Annotated in this window: 14 protein-coding genes; 13 read left to right on the forward strand and 1 reads right to left on the reverse strand. The window is 57.6% G+C overall.

Annotated elements, in window-relative coordinates; all coding sequences use genetic code 11:
- Positions 1-3: 3 nt before the first annotated feature.
- The 12 genes from ACUNV4_RS09320 (at position 4) to ACUNV4_RS09375 (ending at position 12,992) form a co-directional block, all read left to right on the forward strand.
- Positions 4-1,176: a UxaA family hydrolase gene (locus ACUNV4_RS09320; protein ID WP_430878243.1), complete on the forward strand. Its 1,173-nt coding sequence runs from the start codon at positions 4-6 to the stop codon at positions 1,174-1,176.
- Between the two features lie 373 nt (positions 1,177-1,549).
- Positions 1,550-2,350 carry an HpcH/HpaI aldolase family protein gene (locus ACUNV4_RS09325; protein WP_430878244.1) on the forward strand — a complete coding sequence of 267 codons (801 nt, stop codon included), beginning with the start codon at positions 1,550-1,552 and terminating at the stop codon, positions 2,348-2,350.
- Positions 2,351-2,355: 5 nt separating this feature from the next.
- A complete protein-coding gene (locus ACUNV4_RS09330) occupies positions 2,356-3,825 on the forward strand; it encodes an aldehyde dehydrogenase family protein (protein ID WP_430878245.1) in 1,470 nt (489 codons plus the stop codon).
- A 14-nt stretch (positions 3,826-3,839) separates the two neighbouring features.
- On the forward strand, positions 3,840-4,943 hold the full coding sequence (locus ACUNV4_RS09335; RefSeq protein ID WP_430878246.1) for an enolase C-terminal domain-like protein: 1,104 nt from the start codon (positions 3,840-3,842) through the stop codon (positions 4,941-4,943).
- A complete protein-coding gene (locus ACUNV4_RS09340; RefSeq protein WP_430878247.1) occupies positions 4,940-5,824 on the forward strand; it encodes a carbohydrate ABC transporter permease in 885 nt (294 codons plus the stop codon). The genes ACUNV4_RS09335 and ACUNV4_RS09340 overlap by 4 nt, the downstream gene beginning before the upstream one ends.
- 38 nt (positions 5,825-5,862) lie before the next feature.
- Positions 5,863-7,104: an ABC transporter substrate-binding protein gene (locus tag ACUNV4_RS09345; RefSeq protein ID WP_430878248.1), complete on the forward strand. Its 1,242-nt coding sequence runs from the start codon at positions 5,863-5,865 to the stop codon at positions 7,102-7,104.
- 88 nt (positions 7,105-7,192) lie between these two features.
- Positions 7,193-8,074 carry a carbohydrate ABC transporter permease gene (locus ACUNV4_RS09350; RefSeq protein ID WP_430878249.1) on the forward strand — a complete coding sequence of 294 codons (882 nt, stop codon included), beginning with the start codon at positions 7,193-7,195 and terminating at the stop codon, positions 8,072-8,074.
- Between the two features lie 29 nt (positions 8,075-8,103).
- The gene (locus tag ACUNV4_RS09355; RefSeq protein ID WP_430878250.1) at positions 8,104-9,174 is read left to right on the forward strand and encodes an ABC transporter ATP-binding protein; all 1,071 of its coding nucleotides are present in this window, start codon (positions 8,104-8,106) and stop codon (positions 9,172-9,174) included.
- Positions 9,171-10,112 (forward strand): aldo/keto reductase, encoded by a 942-nt coding sequence (locus ACUNV4_RS09360; RefSeq protein WP_430878251.1) that lies wholly within the window; start codon positions 9,171-9,173, stop codon positions 10,110-10,112. The genes ACUNV4_RS09355 and ACUNV4_RS09360 overlap by 4 nt, the downstream gene beginning before the upstream one ends.
- Positions 10,109-10,939, forward strand: a complete 831-nt coding sequence (locus ACUNV4_RS09365; protein WP_430878252.1) for an amidohydrolase family protein — start codon at positions 10,109-10,111, stop codon at positions 10,937-10,939. The genes ACUNV4_RS09360 and ACUNV4_RS09365 overlap by 4 nt, the downstream gene beginning before the upstream one ends.
- A 55-nt stretch (positions 10,940-10,994) precedes the next feature.
- Positions 10,995-11,390, forward strand: coding sequence for a hypothetical protein (locus ACUNV4_RS09370; protein WP_430878253.1), 396 nt, complete (start codon positions 10,995-10,997; stop codon positions 11,388-11,390).
- 180 nt (positions 11,391-11,570) lie between these two features.
- Positions 11,571-12,992, forward strand: a complete 1,422-nt coding sequence (locus ACUNV4_RS09375) for a PepSY-associated TM helix domain-containing protein (RefSeq protein WP_430878254.1) — start codon at positions 11,571-11,573, stop codon at positions 12,990-12,992.
- 26 nt (positions 12,993-13,018) lie between these two features.
- Here the strand turns inward: ACUNV4_RS09375 and ACUNV4_RS09380 are convergent, their stop codons facing one another.
- Positions 13,019-14,065 (reverse strand): LacI family DNA-binding transcriptional regulator, encoded by a 1,047-nt coding sequence (locus ACUNV4_RS09380; RefSeq protein WP_430878255.1) that lies wholly within the window; start codon positions 14,063-14,065, stop codon positions 13,019-13,021.
- Between the two features lie 224 nt (positions 14,066-14,289).
- Between ACUNV4_RS09380 and ACUNV4_RS09385 the strand changes: the two genes are divergently transcribed.
- Positions 14,290-15,177, forward strand: a complete 888-nt coding sequence (locus ACUNV4_RS09385) for a phytanoyl-CoA dioxygenase family protein (protein ID WP_430878256.1) — start codon at positions 14,290-14,292, stop codon at positions 15,175-15,177.
- Positions 15,178-15,242 lie beyond the last annotated feature (65 nt).

A 15,242-nucleotide genomic window follows, 5' to 3' on the forward strand; every position in this document is an offset into this window, starting at 1 on the left:
TCCATGTCAGAAGCAACAGAATCCCGATTCATGGGCTATTCCCGGAAGACTGGTCGGCCTGGTGTGCGCAATCATTTGCTCATTCTCAATGCCACCGGTTTGACCGAACCGACAGCACGTCGGCTGCAAGGCATGTTGCCCGGTGCAGTACTGGCGTCCACCTCCTACGGAATGGGCTTGATCGGCTTCGATGCGCAGCGGCAGTTACAGACTCTGATCGGACTGGCCAGTAATCCGAATGTCGGAGCAGTACTGCTCTTGAGTGCGGATCGCTTGCGTACCGAGTCCTTGGTGACGGCTCTGCGTTCGTGCGGCAAGGAAGTCGAGGCAGTCAGCTATCAGGATGTGGCACATGATGCGCTGCGCATGACCGATGAGGCCTTTCGACGAGGCGCTGCGCTGCTGCAAGGCATCTCACGGCAGCGTCGTACCCCACAACCCCTGTCGGAGCTGGTCGTCGGCATGGAATGCGGATTGTCCGATCCGACATCCGGTATTGCTGCCAACCCGTTGATCGGTCGTATCAGCGATCGTCTCGTGGAGCAGGGGGCTTCCGTGATCGTGGGAGAGACACTCGAGTGGCTGGGTACCGAGGTGGAGCTGGCACGCCGCGGTGTTGACCAACAGACAAGCGAGGCGGTCAGTGCAGCCGTACTGAGACGTGAAGCCATGGCGCGCGAGGCGGGTATCTCGCTGATCGATATCAATCCCAATCGCGCCAATATCGAAGCCGGCTTGTCAACCATCGAAGAGAAGGCGAGTGGTTCGGTTGCCAAGAGTGGCACCTCCCCGGTGCAGGGAGTCCTGCAGTACAGTGAAGCGCCTGCAGGCAGGGGGCTGTACCTGATGGACGCACCAGCCTATACGCCTGAATCCCTGACCGGTTTCGTGGCGGCCGGGGCGCAGTTGCTGTTGTTTTCCACGGGCATCGGCAACAGCTATGTGAGCGCCTTGGCACCGACACTGAAGCTGTCCGCCAACGAAGATACGGTCAGTCAGTTGCCGCAGCAGATCGATCTGGACTGCTCTTCTCTGATCGCCGGTACATCCACCATGAAGGCCTCTGTCGACATGTCGCTGCAGAGTCTGCTGGACATTGCATCAGGAACATTGACCTGGGGAGAAGTCGTTGGGGAAGGTGGCGAGAGTATCTCTCGATTCGGAGAGTCGCTGTGAACCAGCTCCACAGGATTGACAACCATCGTACCGAGATGAGTAGACAAGCCATACGGTTGGTCGATGGCGACCATGTCGCCAACGTTCTCGACACCGTAGTTGCAGGCGATACGGTGTTCGTTCGTTCCGCGGACAGTCACGATAATACAAGTAGAGAGTCTTCGAGTTCGCCAGATTCCCAAGCAGTTGCGGTAGTGCCTGCAAATGACAGCTTGCAAGCCAGGCAGAACATCAGGAAGTTTCACAAGATTGCACTTGCCGATCTGGGTGTCGGTGAGCAGATAGTCCGGGACGGGTACGTCATCGGCATGGCCAGTCATCCCATCAAGCGTGGAGACTGGGTTCATATACATAACCTAAAGAGTCAACGAGCATGAGTGCTTCTCTACCGCGCTGCCTGGAAAAGGGACGTTTGTTTCGGCAGAAACTGAAATCCGGACAGAACCTGTCGGGTGCCTGGTCCACCCTGGGCCTGGCTCAGGCGACTGCGCTGATGGCTCGTGCCGGATTGGACTATGTACTGATCGACCTGGAGCATGGCCAGGGAGGAGTGGCGGGGCTGGCTGCGCAGGTTCAGGCATTGCTGGTCTATGACACGGCGGTGATGGTGCGTTTGCCTGATCACTCCGAGGGAGCGATCAAGCGTGTGCTGGATGCCGGAGCCAATATCATCATGGCGCCAGTCGTCGACACACCTGCACAGGCTTCGGCCATTCTGTCTGCGGCTCTGTTTGCTCCGGAGGGGAATCGTGGGGTCGCGGTTGGAGCTATCCCCGCCGCCGACCAGGGGTATCTGCCACTCGAGTACTTCGCCCATGCAAACGAGGCCACCACAGTGGTGTTCCAGATCGAGTCGCCAGAGTCGCTGGAGAACCTCGAGCGGCTGATGTCGATGGATCGCGTCGATGGCTTCTTCGTGGGGCCCAATGACCTGTCCGCCTCTCTGGGTGTCTTTCGTCGATTCGAAGACCCCGAATTCACAAGAGCGATGTCGGATATCGAAAGCACCGCAAGGCGCAAGGGCAAGGCACTGGGGTGTCTGCCGTATGCCGGAAGCGATTCTGCCGCATTGCATGCACGGGGCATGCAACTGGCACCCGGCGGATCCGATCAGGCGTTCCTGCGCGCTGGTGCCTCCGCCATCGTCAGTCAACTGGAAACGGATAACGGGTAATAGCCATGAAACTCCCCATGCTTCTCAACCTGGGCCAACAGCCATTGTCTGCAACCTTGCCCGTTACCGAGCGCCCTGACAACGCAGAGGTGTTCCAGAGCCATGATCCGGCTTGTCCCGAGGAAGTCGTTGCCAGCTATTGTATTGCCAGCGAGGCACAGACAGATGAGGTGCTGGATCGAGCACAATCGGCATTTCAGGAGTGGTCTGCATTGACCGGTACGCAACGTGTCAATGCCATTGGCCGGTGGTTGGAACGAATCGAGGCGAGTACGGATGATATAGCGCTGTGCATGACTGCCGAACAGGGCAAACCACTCAGCGAGTCGTGTGCCGAGATCGGCAAGGCTCTGCGCGAGGCCCGACAGATGCTCGGCTTTGCCTCAAGTCATGCCGGATGCACCTTGCCAGGGCGAAGTCGCGGCTTCCGGAATATCATCATGCGTCGACCACACGGTATCGTGTTGGCGATTGCGCCATGGAATTTCCCGATTCTGACACCGCTGCGGAAACTGGTACCTGCGCTTGTCACCGGCAATACGGTCGTCCTGAAGCCCAGTGAGTACAGTCCGGCGGCAGCAATCGCTCTCGTGACACTCGCTGAGGGGATCATCCCTGAAGGGGCCTTGTCACTGGTAAACGGCAAGGGCGCGGTAGCAGCGCGGCTGGTGGCAGAGGATCGAATCAGAGCGGTGTCGTTCACCGGTTCAGTGGATACCGGACGCAAGGTGGCCGTGGCGGCAGCGGCTGGGCTGAAACCGGTGTCGCTTGAACTGGGCGGCAAGAATGCCGCCATTCTGGATGAGGTGGCGGATCCGGGGGCGGCAATGGACGCGATCGTCGGCGCCGCCTTCCAGTGTTCGGGGCAGCGATGTACCTCCATCAGTCGCGTGATATTCAGGCGACACCGACTGGATGAGGTGGTTGGCGGATTTCGTCATCGGCTGGACAAGCTGGTTGCCGGCCCTGGCCGTCAGGCCGGTACCACGCTCGGACCCATTACCACCCCGGAACAGCTGGACAAGATAGAACGTCTGGTCAATGAAGCGATCGAAGGCGGCGCTGCATGCCTGCTGGGCGGCCATCGTCTGTCGCCCGACGAGGCTCCGACGGGTCGTTTTTTCGCACCGACATTGCTGTTGTGCGAAGACCCATCGAACGTGGCAGTACAGGAAGAGATATTCGGGCCTGTGCTGACACTACAACCCTGTGATAGCGATGATGAGGCGCTTGCCTTGCTCAACAATTCCCGGTTCGGGCTCACCAGTGCCGTGTTTTCCGATCGGGTGCAGTTTGTCAACCGCGCGTTGTCAGAAGCGCAGTCCGGCATGATTCACATCAACCATGGCACCGTGCCTGACGACAACATGCCCTTTGTCGGTATACGAGATTCAGGTCTGGGTATCGGCTCGGTCGGCGCCAGTACGCTGGATTTCTATACATCCGAACATTCAGCCTATGTGGCTGGTTACTGAAGAGGAGTCAAGCTGTGAAGATTACCGATATATCCATACGTGCCTGTCGTCATGCACCGGAAACCGAGTACAAACTGAAGGACGGTCAGCCGTTGTCCTTCGAGTTTCTGGCTTTGCACGTCGAGACCGATGAAGGCATCAGTGTCGATACGTTCGGTTTTGCCGGACGCAGCTCCATAGCCATGGGCGCAGTTGCCGAGGAGATGATCAAGCCATTCTTTCTTGGCAAGGACCCCGACTATCGGGAGCGCAACTGGCATGAGTTCCGCAAACTCAACCGCGCCTGGAACTTTGCGCCCGGGTACTCACTGGCACCGTTCGACATTGCCACCTGGTTGCTGGCCTCAACCGCCGCGGGCCTGCCCTTGTACCGATACCTGGGAGCCTATCGGGACAGTTTGCCGATCTATGGCAGCTCATTGACTCTGAACAGCGCCGAGGATTATGCCGCTGAAGCACTGGCGCTGAAAAATCGAAACTGGGCTGGTTACAAACTGCACCCACCAGCCGACCGTGAAATCAATTTTGCGGCACATCGAGCCTGCCGGGAAGCGGTAGGTCCTGATTTTCGATTGATGAGTGACCCCGTCGGTTCTCTGAGCTTTCATGACAATCTGGCATTCGGACGCATGCTCGAGGAACTGGATTACTACTGGCTGGAAGAGGCGCATTACGACGAGAACATCGGCTCCATCAGAGAACTGGCACGCACGCTGGATATTCCGATCGTTGGTGGAGAGACAGCGGAGAACCATCCTGGAGGGGTCGCCGAAATGATAGCCACCCGGGCTGTGGATATCGTCCGGGCGGATGCTTCCTGGTCTGGCGGGGTGACCGGGCTGATGAAGACGGCCCATCTGGCAGAAGCCTTTGCCATGAACTGCGAAATACATACGGCAATCTACCACCCGTTGGAGCTGGTCAATCTGCATTGTGCTGCTGCCATGAAGAATACCGAGATGTTCGAGGTGCTGGTGCCGGAAGATCTGTTTGCGATCGGTCTGAAGGAGCCTATCGATGTCAGGGATGGCGTGGCCTACCTGCCGCAGGCGCCGGGTCTGGGCATCGATCTGGATTGGGATTTCATCGAGAACTGCACCTTGAAGGTCTATTCATGAGCGAGCAGACTCGACGTGCCATGACCAGGTCAAAACCCTGGTTGCGGGAAGCCACCCGAGTGCGACTCATTCGACTGAGTCTGTATCTGGCTCTGACGCTGGCGGTAATCGTTGTCACCTTTCCCGTGTTGTGGATGCTGTCTGTCTCGTTCAAACCGACAACAGACACCTTTTCCCTGCCGCCGCAGCTGATTCCGGAAAACTTCCGGATTGACGGTTATATCAAGGTGCTGCAGAACGAGACATTCCGCACCTTCATCGTCAATAGTTACCTGATAGGTCTGGCGGTGACATTCCTGTCGTTGATCATCGGTACCCTGGCCGCCTTTGCATTTTCGCGATACCGCTTTTTCGGTGATCAGGCTGCCAAACTGTTCGTCATTGCAACCCAGATGGTTCCTACCATCACACTGTTGATCCCGTTCTTCGGTGTGATTGTCTGGCTACGACTGTATGACACGCATCTGGGGTTGATAGTCACCTATCTGACCTTCGGCCTGCCGTACGCGATCATCATGATGAATGCGTATCTGAACACGATTCCGAAGGACTTCGATGAGGCGGCGATCATCGATGGATGTTCGCCATTCAGAGTCCTGTTCAGCGTACTGCTTCCCATGGCCACGCCAGGGCTCATTTCCACAGCCGTATACACCTTTCTGCTGTCGTGGAACGAGTTTCTGTTTGCCCTTGCATTGACGCGCAGCACGGAAATACGAACGGTGCCCGTCGGCATTTCGATGCTGGTTGGTGAGTTCGGTCTGAAATGGGACGAGATGATGGCCTTCTCGGTCATCGGCTCCGTGCCAGTCTTGCTGTTGTTCATGTTCGTTCAACGCTACGTCGTATCAGGCCTGTCGGCTGGCGGCGTGAAGGGTTGAATTCCACACCAGGTAATACCACTCGAGGAGAACACTAGATGAAACCGAAGATGAAAGGCATTGTCGCCTCTGTGCTGCTGGCACTGGGCAGTCAGGCACATGCAGCAACGCAGATCGAATGGCTGCAATGGTTTGCCGCTGAGCAGAATGCGGATTTCTATGACGCCATCGTGGAAGAATTCGAGGCGGAAAATCCGGATATCAAGGTAAAACTGGTGACGCAGCCGTTCGGTAAGGTTCGAGAGAGTATCGTCACCAACAGGGCCATCGGCGTGGGGTCGGATGTGCTGGGTCTGAACATGCCCTGGACGTCGGAGTTTCTGGACATGAACATTCTCGAACCTCTGGATGACTATCTGGCGCGTGACGACAATGACTTCGAGGTCGAGCGACTGGTACAGGCACCGATCGGGAAGATCGATGGTAGTACCTGGATGGTGCCACTCAATGCGTTTCCATTTGTCATGCATGTCAACCGTGGGCTGCTGCAACGGGCCGGGTTCGACAAGGCACCGGGAAACTGGGAGGAGCTGATGAGCATGGCCACGGCGATATCCGCGCTGGAAGAGGGGTTGTCAGGCCTGGGCATGCCGTTTTCATCACAGCCGCCCGCCAATGGCCCCATCCTGACCTTTCTGCCCTTGCTGTACACAGCTGGCGGCAGAATCGTTGATGGTACCAGCCCCGATTTCGACAACCCGGAAGTCGTCAAGACACTGACTTTCCTGCAAGAGCTCAATGACAGCGGAGCCCTGGCACCCGGAGCGGCTTCTCGAACCGGTGGCGTGGACCTGGAAGAATTCATTGCCGGGCGCACCGGCTTCCTGATATCACCGGCAGTGCACGCTCGCGCCATTGTGGCTCGCAATCCGAAACTCGATTACGAGCTGGTTCGTGTTCCCGTGCTGAGCACCGAGGCTTACCGGGTACATGGTTGGGAATTGGGTTTGGCAGCGGATTCAAGGCACAAGGAGGAAGCGTGGAAGTTCATCTCGTTTCTGATGTCAACCGATGTCAATGGACGCATGGCGGCCGCTGCCAGCGCTCTGCCGGGGAACCTCGATGCACTGGGTGAGGACACGGGCGAAGACCCGATCTTCACGGCGCAACGCTCCATTCTCGAGGACGACGAGTCCGTGGAAGAGTTGAGGCAGGCACCCAAGACCGTTGCCAGCTGGTCTGTCATGACCGAAGAAATGCAGTCGATGCTGGCTGGAAATCAGACACCTCAGGAAACGGCAAGTCGAGTTCAGGCTCGATGGCTCGAATTGCTGAAGTAATCGTCGGCGACTGTCTGGAGAGAGGCAGCTCCGTGCTCTCTCCAGCAGGTCGTGCATTCCGTAACCGTACACCGAGTGAATACATAGCGTGATACTGAAATTGTTACGTCAGGCAACGCCCTACTGGTTTCTGTTGCCGGGGCTGTTCATCCTGGGAACCCTGCTGTCCGTGCCCTTGTACAAGGTCATCGAGTACAGCCTGTATGACAATGTCATCATCGAACCGGACCCGACGTTCGTCGGGCTGCAGAACTATTCGGACATGCTGGGTGACAGCGGCTACTGGAGTGCCTTGTTCAACACGGCGGTCTTCACCATCGGATCGGTTCTGGGGCATCTGCTTGTCGGCACCATTCTCGCCATGCTGGTCAATGCCGATATCCACCCAAGGGCTCGTACCATCTTTCGTTCCCTGCTGATTCTGCCGTGGATCTTCACAGCCGTTGTCGTCGCCTTGAACTGGCAATTGCTGCTCAACCCGTTTGGCGTTGTCAACTACGCCTTGCAGTCAATCGGTCTGGTCAATGAACCCCTGGACTGGCTGGGTGATCCCGATCTGGCCATGTGGTCTCTGCTGATCATTTCCACCTGGCGAGGTTACCCCTTCATCATGGTGAGTTTCCTCAGTGGCCTGCAGTCCATTCCCAGCGAATTGTACGAAGCTGCAGATATCGATGGTGCAAATTTTTTCCACAAGTTCTGGCATGTGACCGTGCCGCAGCTCAAACCGGTCATCTATGGTGTCGCATTGCTCGACCTGATCTGGACCTTTCAGCTGTTTCCACTGGTCTGGCTGACCACCGGTGGCGGACCCGGACGCTCCACGGAAGTATTGTCAACGTTGACCTATCGTCTGGCCTTCGTCGATTTCCAGTTCAGCCGTGCCTCCACGGCTGCGGTCACGATATTGGGGATTTCCGCCATCTTCACCATGTTGTATCTGATCAATGAATCACGTAACCGAGCGTGAACAATCCAGTAGCCTGAGCATCAAACAGTATGTCAAACATAGCTATTCGTAATCTGGTCAAGCGCTATGGCGCGATTCAGGTATTGCACGGCATCGATATCGAAATGCAGCCGGGGCAGTTCACGGTCCTTGTGGGTCCTTCCGGCTGTGGCAAGTCCACCACGCTGCGCATGATAGCCGGGCTGGAATCCGTCAGCTCGGGAGAGATTGTCATTGGCGATCGTGTCGTCAACGATCTGCGGCCAAAGGATCGAGGCATTGCGATGGTGTTCCAGAATTATGCGCTGTATCCGGCCAAGACGGTCTATCAGAACATGGCTTTCTCATTGAAGCTGGCACGCGTACCAGCCGATGAAATCGATCAGCGGGTGCGGGATGTGGCCGATATCCTGGAACTGCATGAGTTGCTGGAGCGCAAGCCTGGTGCCCTGTCCGGCGGTCAACGTCAGCGTGTGGCCATGGGCAGGGCCATCGTGAGAAACCCGGAAGTCTTCCTGTTCGACGAGCCATTGTCGAACCTGGATGCCAAGTTGCGGGGACAGATGCGGGCGGAGATAAAGCTTCTGCATCAGCGATTGAAGAACACCATCGTGTATGTCACCCATGATCAGGTGGAAGCCATGACCCTGGCCGATCAGATCGTTGTCATGCGTGGTGGCATCATCGAGCAACAGGGTACCCCTGATGAAATCTTCCACGATCCGGCGAATGAATTCGTGGCAGGTTTCATGGGTAGCCCTCCGATGAACATCGCGGATGCTGTTGTCGAGCGTGACGCCGTTCGCCTCGGTGAGCGAACGCTTGCCTGCCGGACACCGTCGGGCGTGGCAGAAGGCGATAGTCTGCGCTTCGGTATGCGCCCGGATGATATTCGACTGTGTGACGGATCGACCGTGCCCGGCGTTCGCTCCAGAGTGGTCGTGGAACTGGTTGAACAGCTGGGTACCGAGAAACTGGTGCATTTCAAGCTCGACTCGGTCCCTGTCATCGGCAAGGCAGATGGCCGTGCGGTCATTCAGGCCGGTGATTCGGTGGAAATGGCGTTCGATACAGAGCAGGCATTCTTCTTCAGCTGTGACAGCGGAGGCAGGGTACGATGAAGTCGGCGGCAAGTCTTGGGCTGGGATTCGGCCTGCTCGGCACGAGCAATACAGCACCGGTGTCGGACGAGTCAGCGCAGGAGATATTCCGTTGCGCTCGGTCGCTCGGCATCAACAGGTTCGATACAGCCCCCCTGTACGGGGGTGGTCTGTCGGAGGAGCGTCTCGGGCGATTGCTGCAAGGAGTGGAGAGGGACAGCTATGTGCTGTCGACCAAGGTTGGTCGCTTTCGACCCTACGCAGCCAGGGTAAGCAATCCCAAGGACAACCATGGAGACAGCTACGACTATTCGTTTGATGCCACATGCAGGTCGATCGAGAAGAGTCTTGAACGTCTGGGGACTGACCGACTCGATATCGTCTTCATACATGATTGCGATGATCATGTGGACGAAGCAGTATCGGGCGCCTGGCGTGCGCTCAAGCAGATGAAAGAGCAGGGTGTCGTCGGGCGCATAGGCTGTGGCAGCAATGTATCGACCACCCACGAACGGCTACTGGAACGTGTGCCTCTCGATACACTGATGGTTGCCAATTGCTACAGCCTGTTACAGCACAGTGCGGCTCGCCGTCTGCTGCCCCGGTGCATGGCATTGGGCACAGAGGTGGAGCTGGCAGCACCTTTCAATTCCGGAATTCTCGCTACCGGACCGGATGATCCGCTGGCACGCTATGATTACGCGGTGGCCCCCGCGACCGTTCGCGAGCGTGTACGGCAGATTGCCGACGTTTGCCAGCAGCATGGTGTTTCGCTGAAACAGGCTGCCTTGCATTACTGTGCCCGTCATCCCGCCGTGCATCGGTTGATACTGGGCCTGGCAGAACCTGCGCAGCTGATGTCGAACCAGCAGGATCTGCAATCGCTCATACCGTATGCGCTCTGGGATGCTCTGGACGACATCGGTGTCGAGAATCCATTGAAGGAGCCAGTAGCATGATAGACGCCCATGTCCATATCTGGGATCTGTCACGCGGGGAAACCCTGATTGCACTGCAGCAGTTTCCACAACTGACCGGATGTGAATTCCTGCCTGCCGACATGGAGCAGATGCTGCAGGATACGGGCGCGACATCAGCGGTCCTGGTGCACGGACCGGCGACGCAGGCTCACACCGAATTCTGTCTGTCGCTGGCCAGGCGTCACGAGTCCATTCTGTCAGTCATAGGCTGGGTTGATGCTCGCGGCTCCGATCCTGTAGCGGCGCTGAGGAGCTACCGTGACAATCCGGACTTTCGAGGTATCAGGCTGACGCCCATGCTGGACGATGATCCGCAGGATTACCTGTGCTCGGATGGCGTAAGGGCATTGGCCATCGAGTCAGGGCGTCTCGGGCTGGTTCTGGAGGTGTTGGCGCCACCGGAGCTGCTCTGGGCGGTCAGCGATCTGTGTGAGCAGGCCCCGGACACGGATGTTGTCATCGCGCACTTCGGTCTGCCGGAGATCGATGGTGACTTCGACTTCTGGTCCGACGCCATGCAACAACTGGCTCAGTGCGCGAATACCCGGGTCAAGGTGTCCGGGCTACCGGTTCGCGGTGGCAACCCGCAAGATCGAATCATCATGGCAGCCCATGTGGATGCCTTGCTGGAACATTTTGGTACGGCGCGACTGCTCTATGCCAGCAACTGGCCCGTCATGACAGCCATTACAAGTCCGGCCACCTGGCAGGAAGACCTGCAGATTCTGCTGCAATCCCTGAGTGATGCGCAACGAAGGGCGATTTTCCATGAGAATGCGCTTCGCTTGTACGGGCCCACTGATTGAGCCGGTGAACAGCTGGCTCTGCTTCCGAGCAGGGTATTGAGATATACTCGGGCGCATGATCAGCCGTCAACTTCAGCAACGCCCAGTCCGTGCAGCCATCAGGCTGGCCGGGTTGTTGTTGCTCGTCTTGTCACTGCTGACGCCCAAGATTGCTCTGACGGCTACCTTGCTGCTGGGCGATGGTTATCGCTCGGTGGTTGTCTGCAGTGGCACGCAGTTACTGCGCGTCACCGTGGATGCTGACGGCGAGATTGTCAACGATGCCGGAGAAGAATGGGTTCTACCCCATTGTGTTCTTCTTGATCACGATGTCCTTGTCCTGCAACGTGCCTGGGAACTGACAGACTACCCGCAGTTCGATCGCGAAGTACGCGGGCCTGTTCATGTCGTCATTGCCGTGCCTCAGTGGTACCGGCAGGTTGTCTCGAGCCGCGGGCCACCCCTGGGCTGAAATCGCAGCGCCACGACCCCTGATCCGGTCGTTCGGTGCCATTCCCCTCATTCGATTCAGCCAATGAGCCGACCGCCTTGCCGCGCGTCGCGGTCGTGCTGTGCATGGGTTCCATGTGCCGTCACGATAGCGCGCACGGTGGCGCGTGCTCATGTCCTATACGCCTGCCAACAGAAACCCATGAACACGATCAACCCATCCTTTACTCGAACCGAGGCCGACAACACCGGTCGTACCGACACCCACCACAGCAAGCTGTACCTTGCTGCCTGGCGATGGCATTTCTATGCCGGCCTCTACGTCATTCCCTTTCTGCTGATACTGGCTATTACAGGTATGGCCATGCTGTGGACCAATACCCTGGCGGGCCGTGACGGAGAGCGCATCACGGTAGTGGCCGAAGGTCAGGCCATGGCCGTTTCCCGTCAGGCTGCGGCCGCCATGGAAGCCGTGCCGGACGGTAATCTGGTCCAGTACATTGCGCCCCTGTCTTCGGAACAGGCAGCCATTTTCGGTGTGAAAACAGCGGATGACACTCTGGTCATCGCGGTCAATCCCTATACGGCGGAAGTGCTGGGCGAGTCATCGCGCGAGAACGGTTGGTACAGTCTGTTCGACAATATTCACGGCAGTCTGCTGCTGGGGACCACCGGAGACCGGCTGATCGAAATCGCGGCCTCTCTGACGGTCGTGCTCATTGCAACCGGCTTGTACCTGTGGTGGCCAAGGAAGTCGGGGCTGCTTGCGGCGCTGATCCCGAACGTGCGGGCCAGAGGTCGCGTCTTGTGGAAATCGCTGCATGTCAGCGTTGGTGCATGGGTATCCATACTGTTGTTTGTCTTCCTGCTGACAGGGCTTTCCTGGACGGGTATCTGGGGCGAAAAACTGGTGCAGGCCTGGAACACATTTCCTGCCGAGAAGTACGGTGCGCCCCAATCCGATTCGCTGCATGCCAGCATGAATCATGGTGGAATCAAGCAGGTACCGTGGGCGCTGGAACAGACACCCATGCCGGCATCGGGTTCCGATGCGGGGGCGGGCGAGCAGGTGGCGGAGCAGCCGATTGATATCGACAGCCTGGCGAGTTTTGCGCGAACACTCGGCTTCGAGCAGCGCTTCCAGCTGAACATCCCGCAAGATGACACCGCGGTCTGGACCATCTCACGTGACTCGATGAGTTCGGACAGCACGGATGCCACCACCGACCGTACCGTTCATGTCGATCAGTACAGTGGCAAGGTGCTGGCTGATATCACCTTCCAGGACTACTCCATCTATGGACAAGCCATGGCTGCCGGTGTCGGTTTTCACATGGGTACCCTGGGTTCGTGGAACATCGCTCTCAACACGGTTTTCTGTCTGGCCGTTATCTTTCTGTGCGTCAGTGGAGTTGTCATGTGGTGGAAGCGTCGACCGTCAGCGGCGGGGCGATTGGTCGCACCACCCTTGCCAGCAGACATGCCGCAATGGCGTGGTGCTACCTTGTGCGGTCTGGCCATTTCCCTGTTCTTCCCCATGGCCGGGGTGACCCTGTTGACGGTCATGGCTCTGGATTATCTGCTGCTGTCGCGAATTCCCGCAGTCAAACGCGTGTTTTCCTGAGCGGTTGGCAGGTTGCAGGCTGGTGATCATGTGCTTTCACGGTGAACAAGAGAAAAAGTCATCAAGGTGGTTGACACCGAAAGCGTCTTGTCCCCGGCCTTCAATCGCTCGATGATCTGGCGGGCTGCAGCTTCACCGAGGGCTCGCCAGTCACAGCTGATCGTCGTGATGCTCGGAAAGCTGGCGCGAGCGATCTCGAAATCGCCGAAGCCTGCAATGGCGATGTCGTCCGGTACACGCAAACCCAGGCGATGGCACTGCATGATGGCCCCCACGGCGGACGGGTCTGATACACAGAACACCGCATCGACTTCAGGTGATTGATTCAACAGTTGCGTCATGGCCTGACCACCTTGCTCTGTCGTGATCGGTGGCTTGTCGAAGGTCACGACTCTGGCAGGATTCAGTCCGAGTTCGATGACGGCATCGAGAAATCCCTGACGCCGTGCCGCGCCGCGTGTATCGTCACCGGCGGCAGCGCCGATGAAAGCCAGATTCCGGTAGCCCCGATCCTTCAGGTGTCGGGCCATTGTACGCCCGGCCTCATGATTCGAAAAACCGACTGAGTCTGCGATGGGTTGCTCCGGTACGTCCCACATTTCGACCACCGGAATACCCGCGTGTTGCAACAGCTTGCGGGCTCGCTCCGTGTGTTTCCCACCGGTAACGATCATGCCTTCGGGTCTGCGTTTCAGCAGGGTCTCGATCAACAACTCCTCACGGTCAAGTCGGTAATCCGTATCACCCAGAAGTGGTAGCAGTCCCTGTTCGCCAAGTATGTCGGTGATTCCCCGCAGGGTGCTGGCGAAAATGGAATGTTCGATGGAGGGAATCAGCGTTGCCACAAAGCCTGAACGGCCAGTGGCAAATCCGGCGGCGTTCTGATCCGGCACATAACCCATTCTGTCGATAACGGCCTGGATTCTGGCGCGGGTTCTGGCAGACACGTATTCGTCATTGCGCAGGGCTCGCGACACCGTCATCTTGGACACACCTGCAGCATCCGCGATGTCCTGCATGCGAAGACCGGTGTTCGCGATCGCAGGCAACGTCTTCGACTTGCTCTTGCCCATGGTTTGTTCGGTTTGCGTCAGATAGACTTTGTCTATATGATACCGGTAACAGATTTGTGCAACCATAATATCTGCGACTCGATTGCATGATCTGCCGAGAATTCGGCGGATTTCTACAGTGTGAGCCTACGGACATGACCGCGACGGTTGATGAGTTTGCCCTCGCAGCAATCCGTAAGGATGTTACCGCTAACAGAATTCTTGTCATGGGGAGATTCAGTATGTTGAGCAAGGAACAAATCGACTTCTATCAGGAAAACGGCTATCTGATGATCGAAGATGCCTTGAGTGACGAACAGCTTCATCTGTTGCAGTCCGTCACGCAGACGATGATCGAAGCGTCACGAGAAGTGAGCCAGAGCAACGATATCTACGATCTTGATCAGGGCCACAGTGCTGCAGAGCCCAGGCTGACACGTATCAAGTTGCCGCACCAGCAACATCCGGCATTCTGGGATGTGCTGCGGAGCGAGCGGATCACCTCGATGCTGAAACCCCTGGTCGGACCGGACATTCGGCTGCATACCAGCAAGCTGAATACCAAGGCACCCGGCGGAGGCGCTGCCGTTGAATGGCATCAGGACTGGGCGTTCTACCCGCATACCAATGATGATCTGCTGGCTGTGGGCATCATGCTCGGTGATGTGGAAATGGACAATGGTCCCTTGCTGGTCATACCCGGCAGCCATCGTGGGCCTGTGCTCAGCCACATGAACAATGGCGTGTTCAGCGGTGCCATCGATCCGGATGACCCGGCGTTCGATGTCAGCAAGGCGGTGGCCTTGACCGGCAAGGCCGGTAGCATGAGTGTTCATCATGTGCGTACCCTGCACGGCTCTGCGCCCAATCTGTCGAACAAGGCTCGCCTGTTGTTGCTGTACGAATGTGGTGCTGCTGATGCATGGCCGATTGCAGGCAGTGTCAGTGCGTTCACCGGTATGAGTCAGACCGGGTTCTGGCAGGCACTCAACGAGCGCACGATCTGTGGTGAACAACCCTTGCAACCGAGGCTGGCCGATGTGCCGATCCGGATGCCTTTGCCTCCGCCACCGGATAGCTCATCGATATTCAAGGTACAGCAGAGCAGTGGTGCCAGGAGTGCCTTTGCATGAATCACAGGGCCACAGGATCATCGGCAGGCGATGGGGTTATAGTCACTGGACTGAACTGAAGTCTG

Source organism: Granulosicoccus sp. 3-233, from assembly GCF_052681095.1.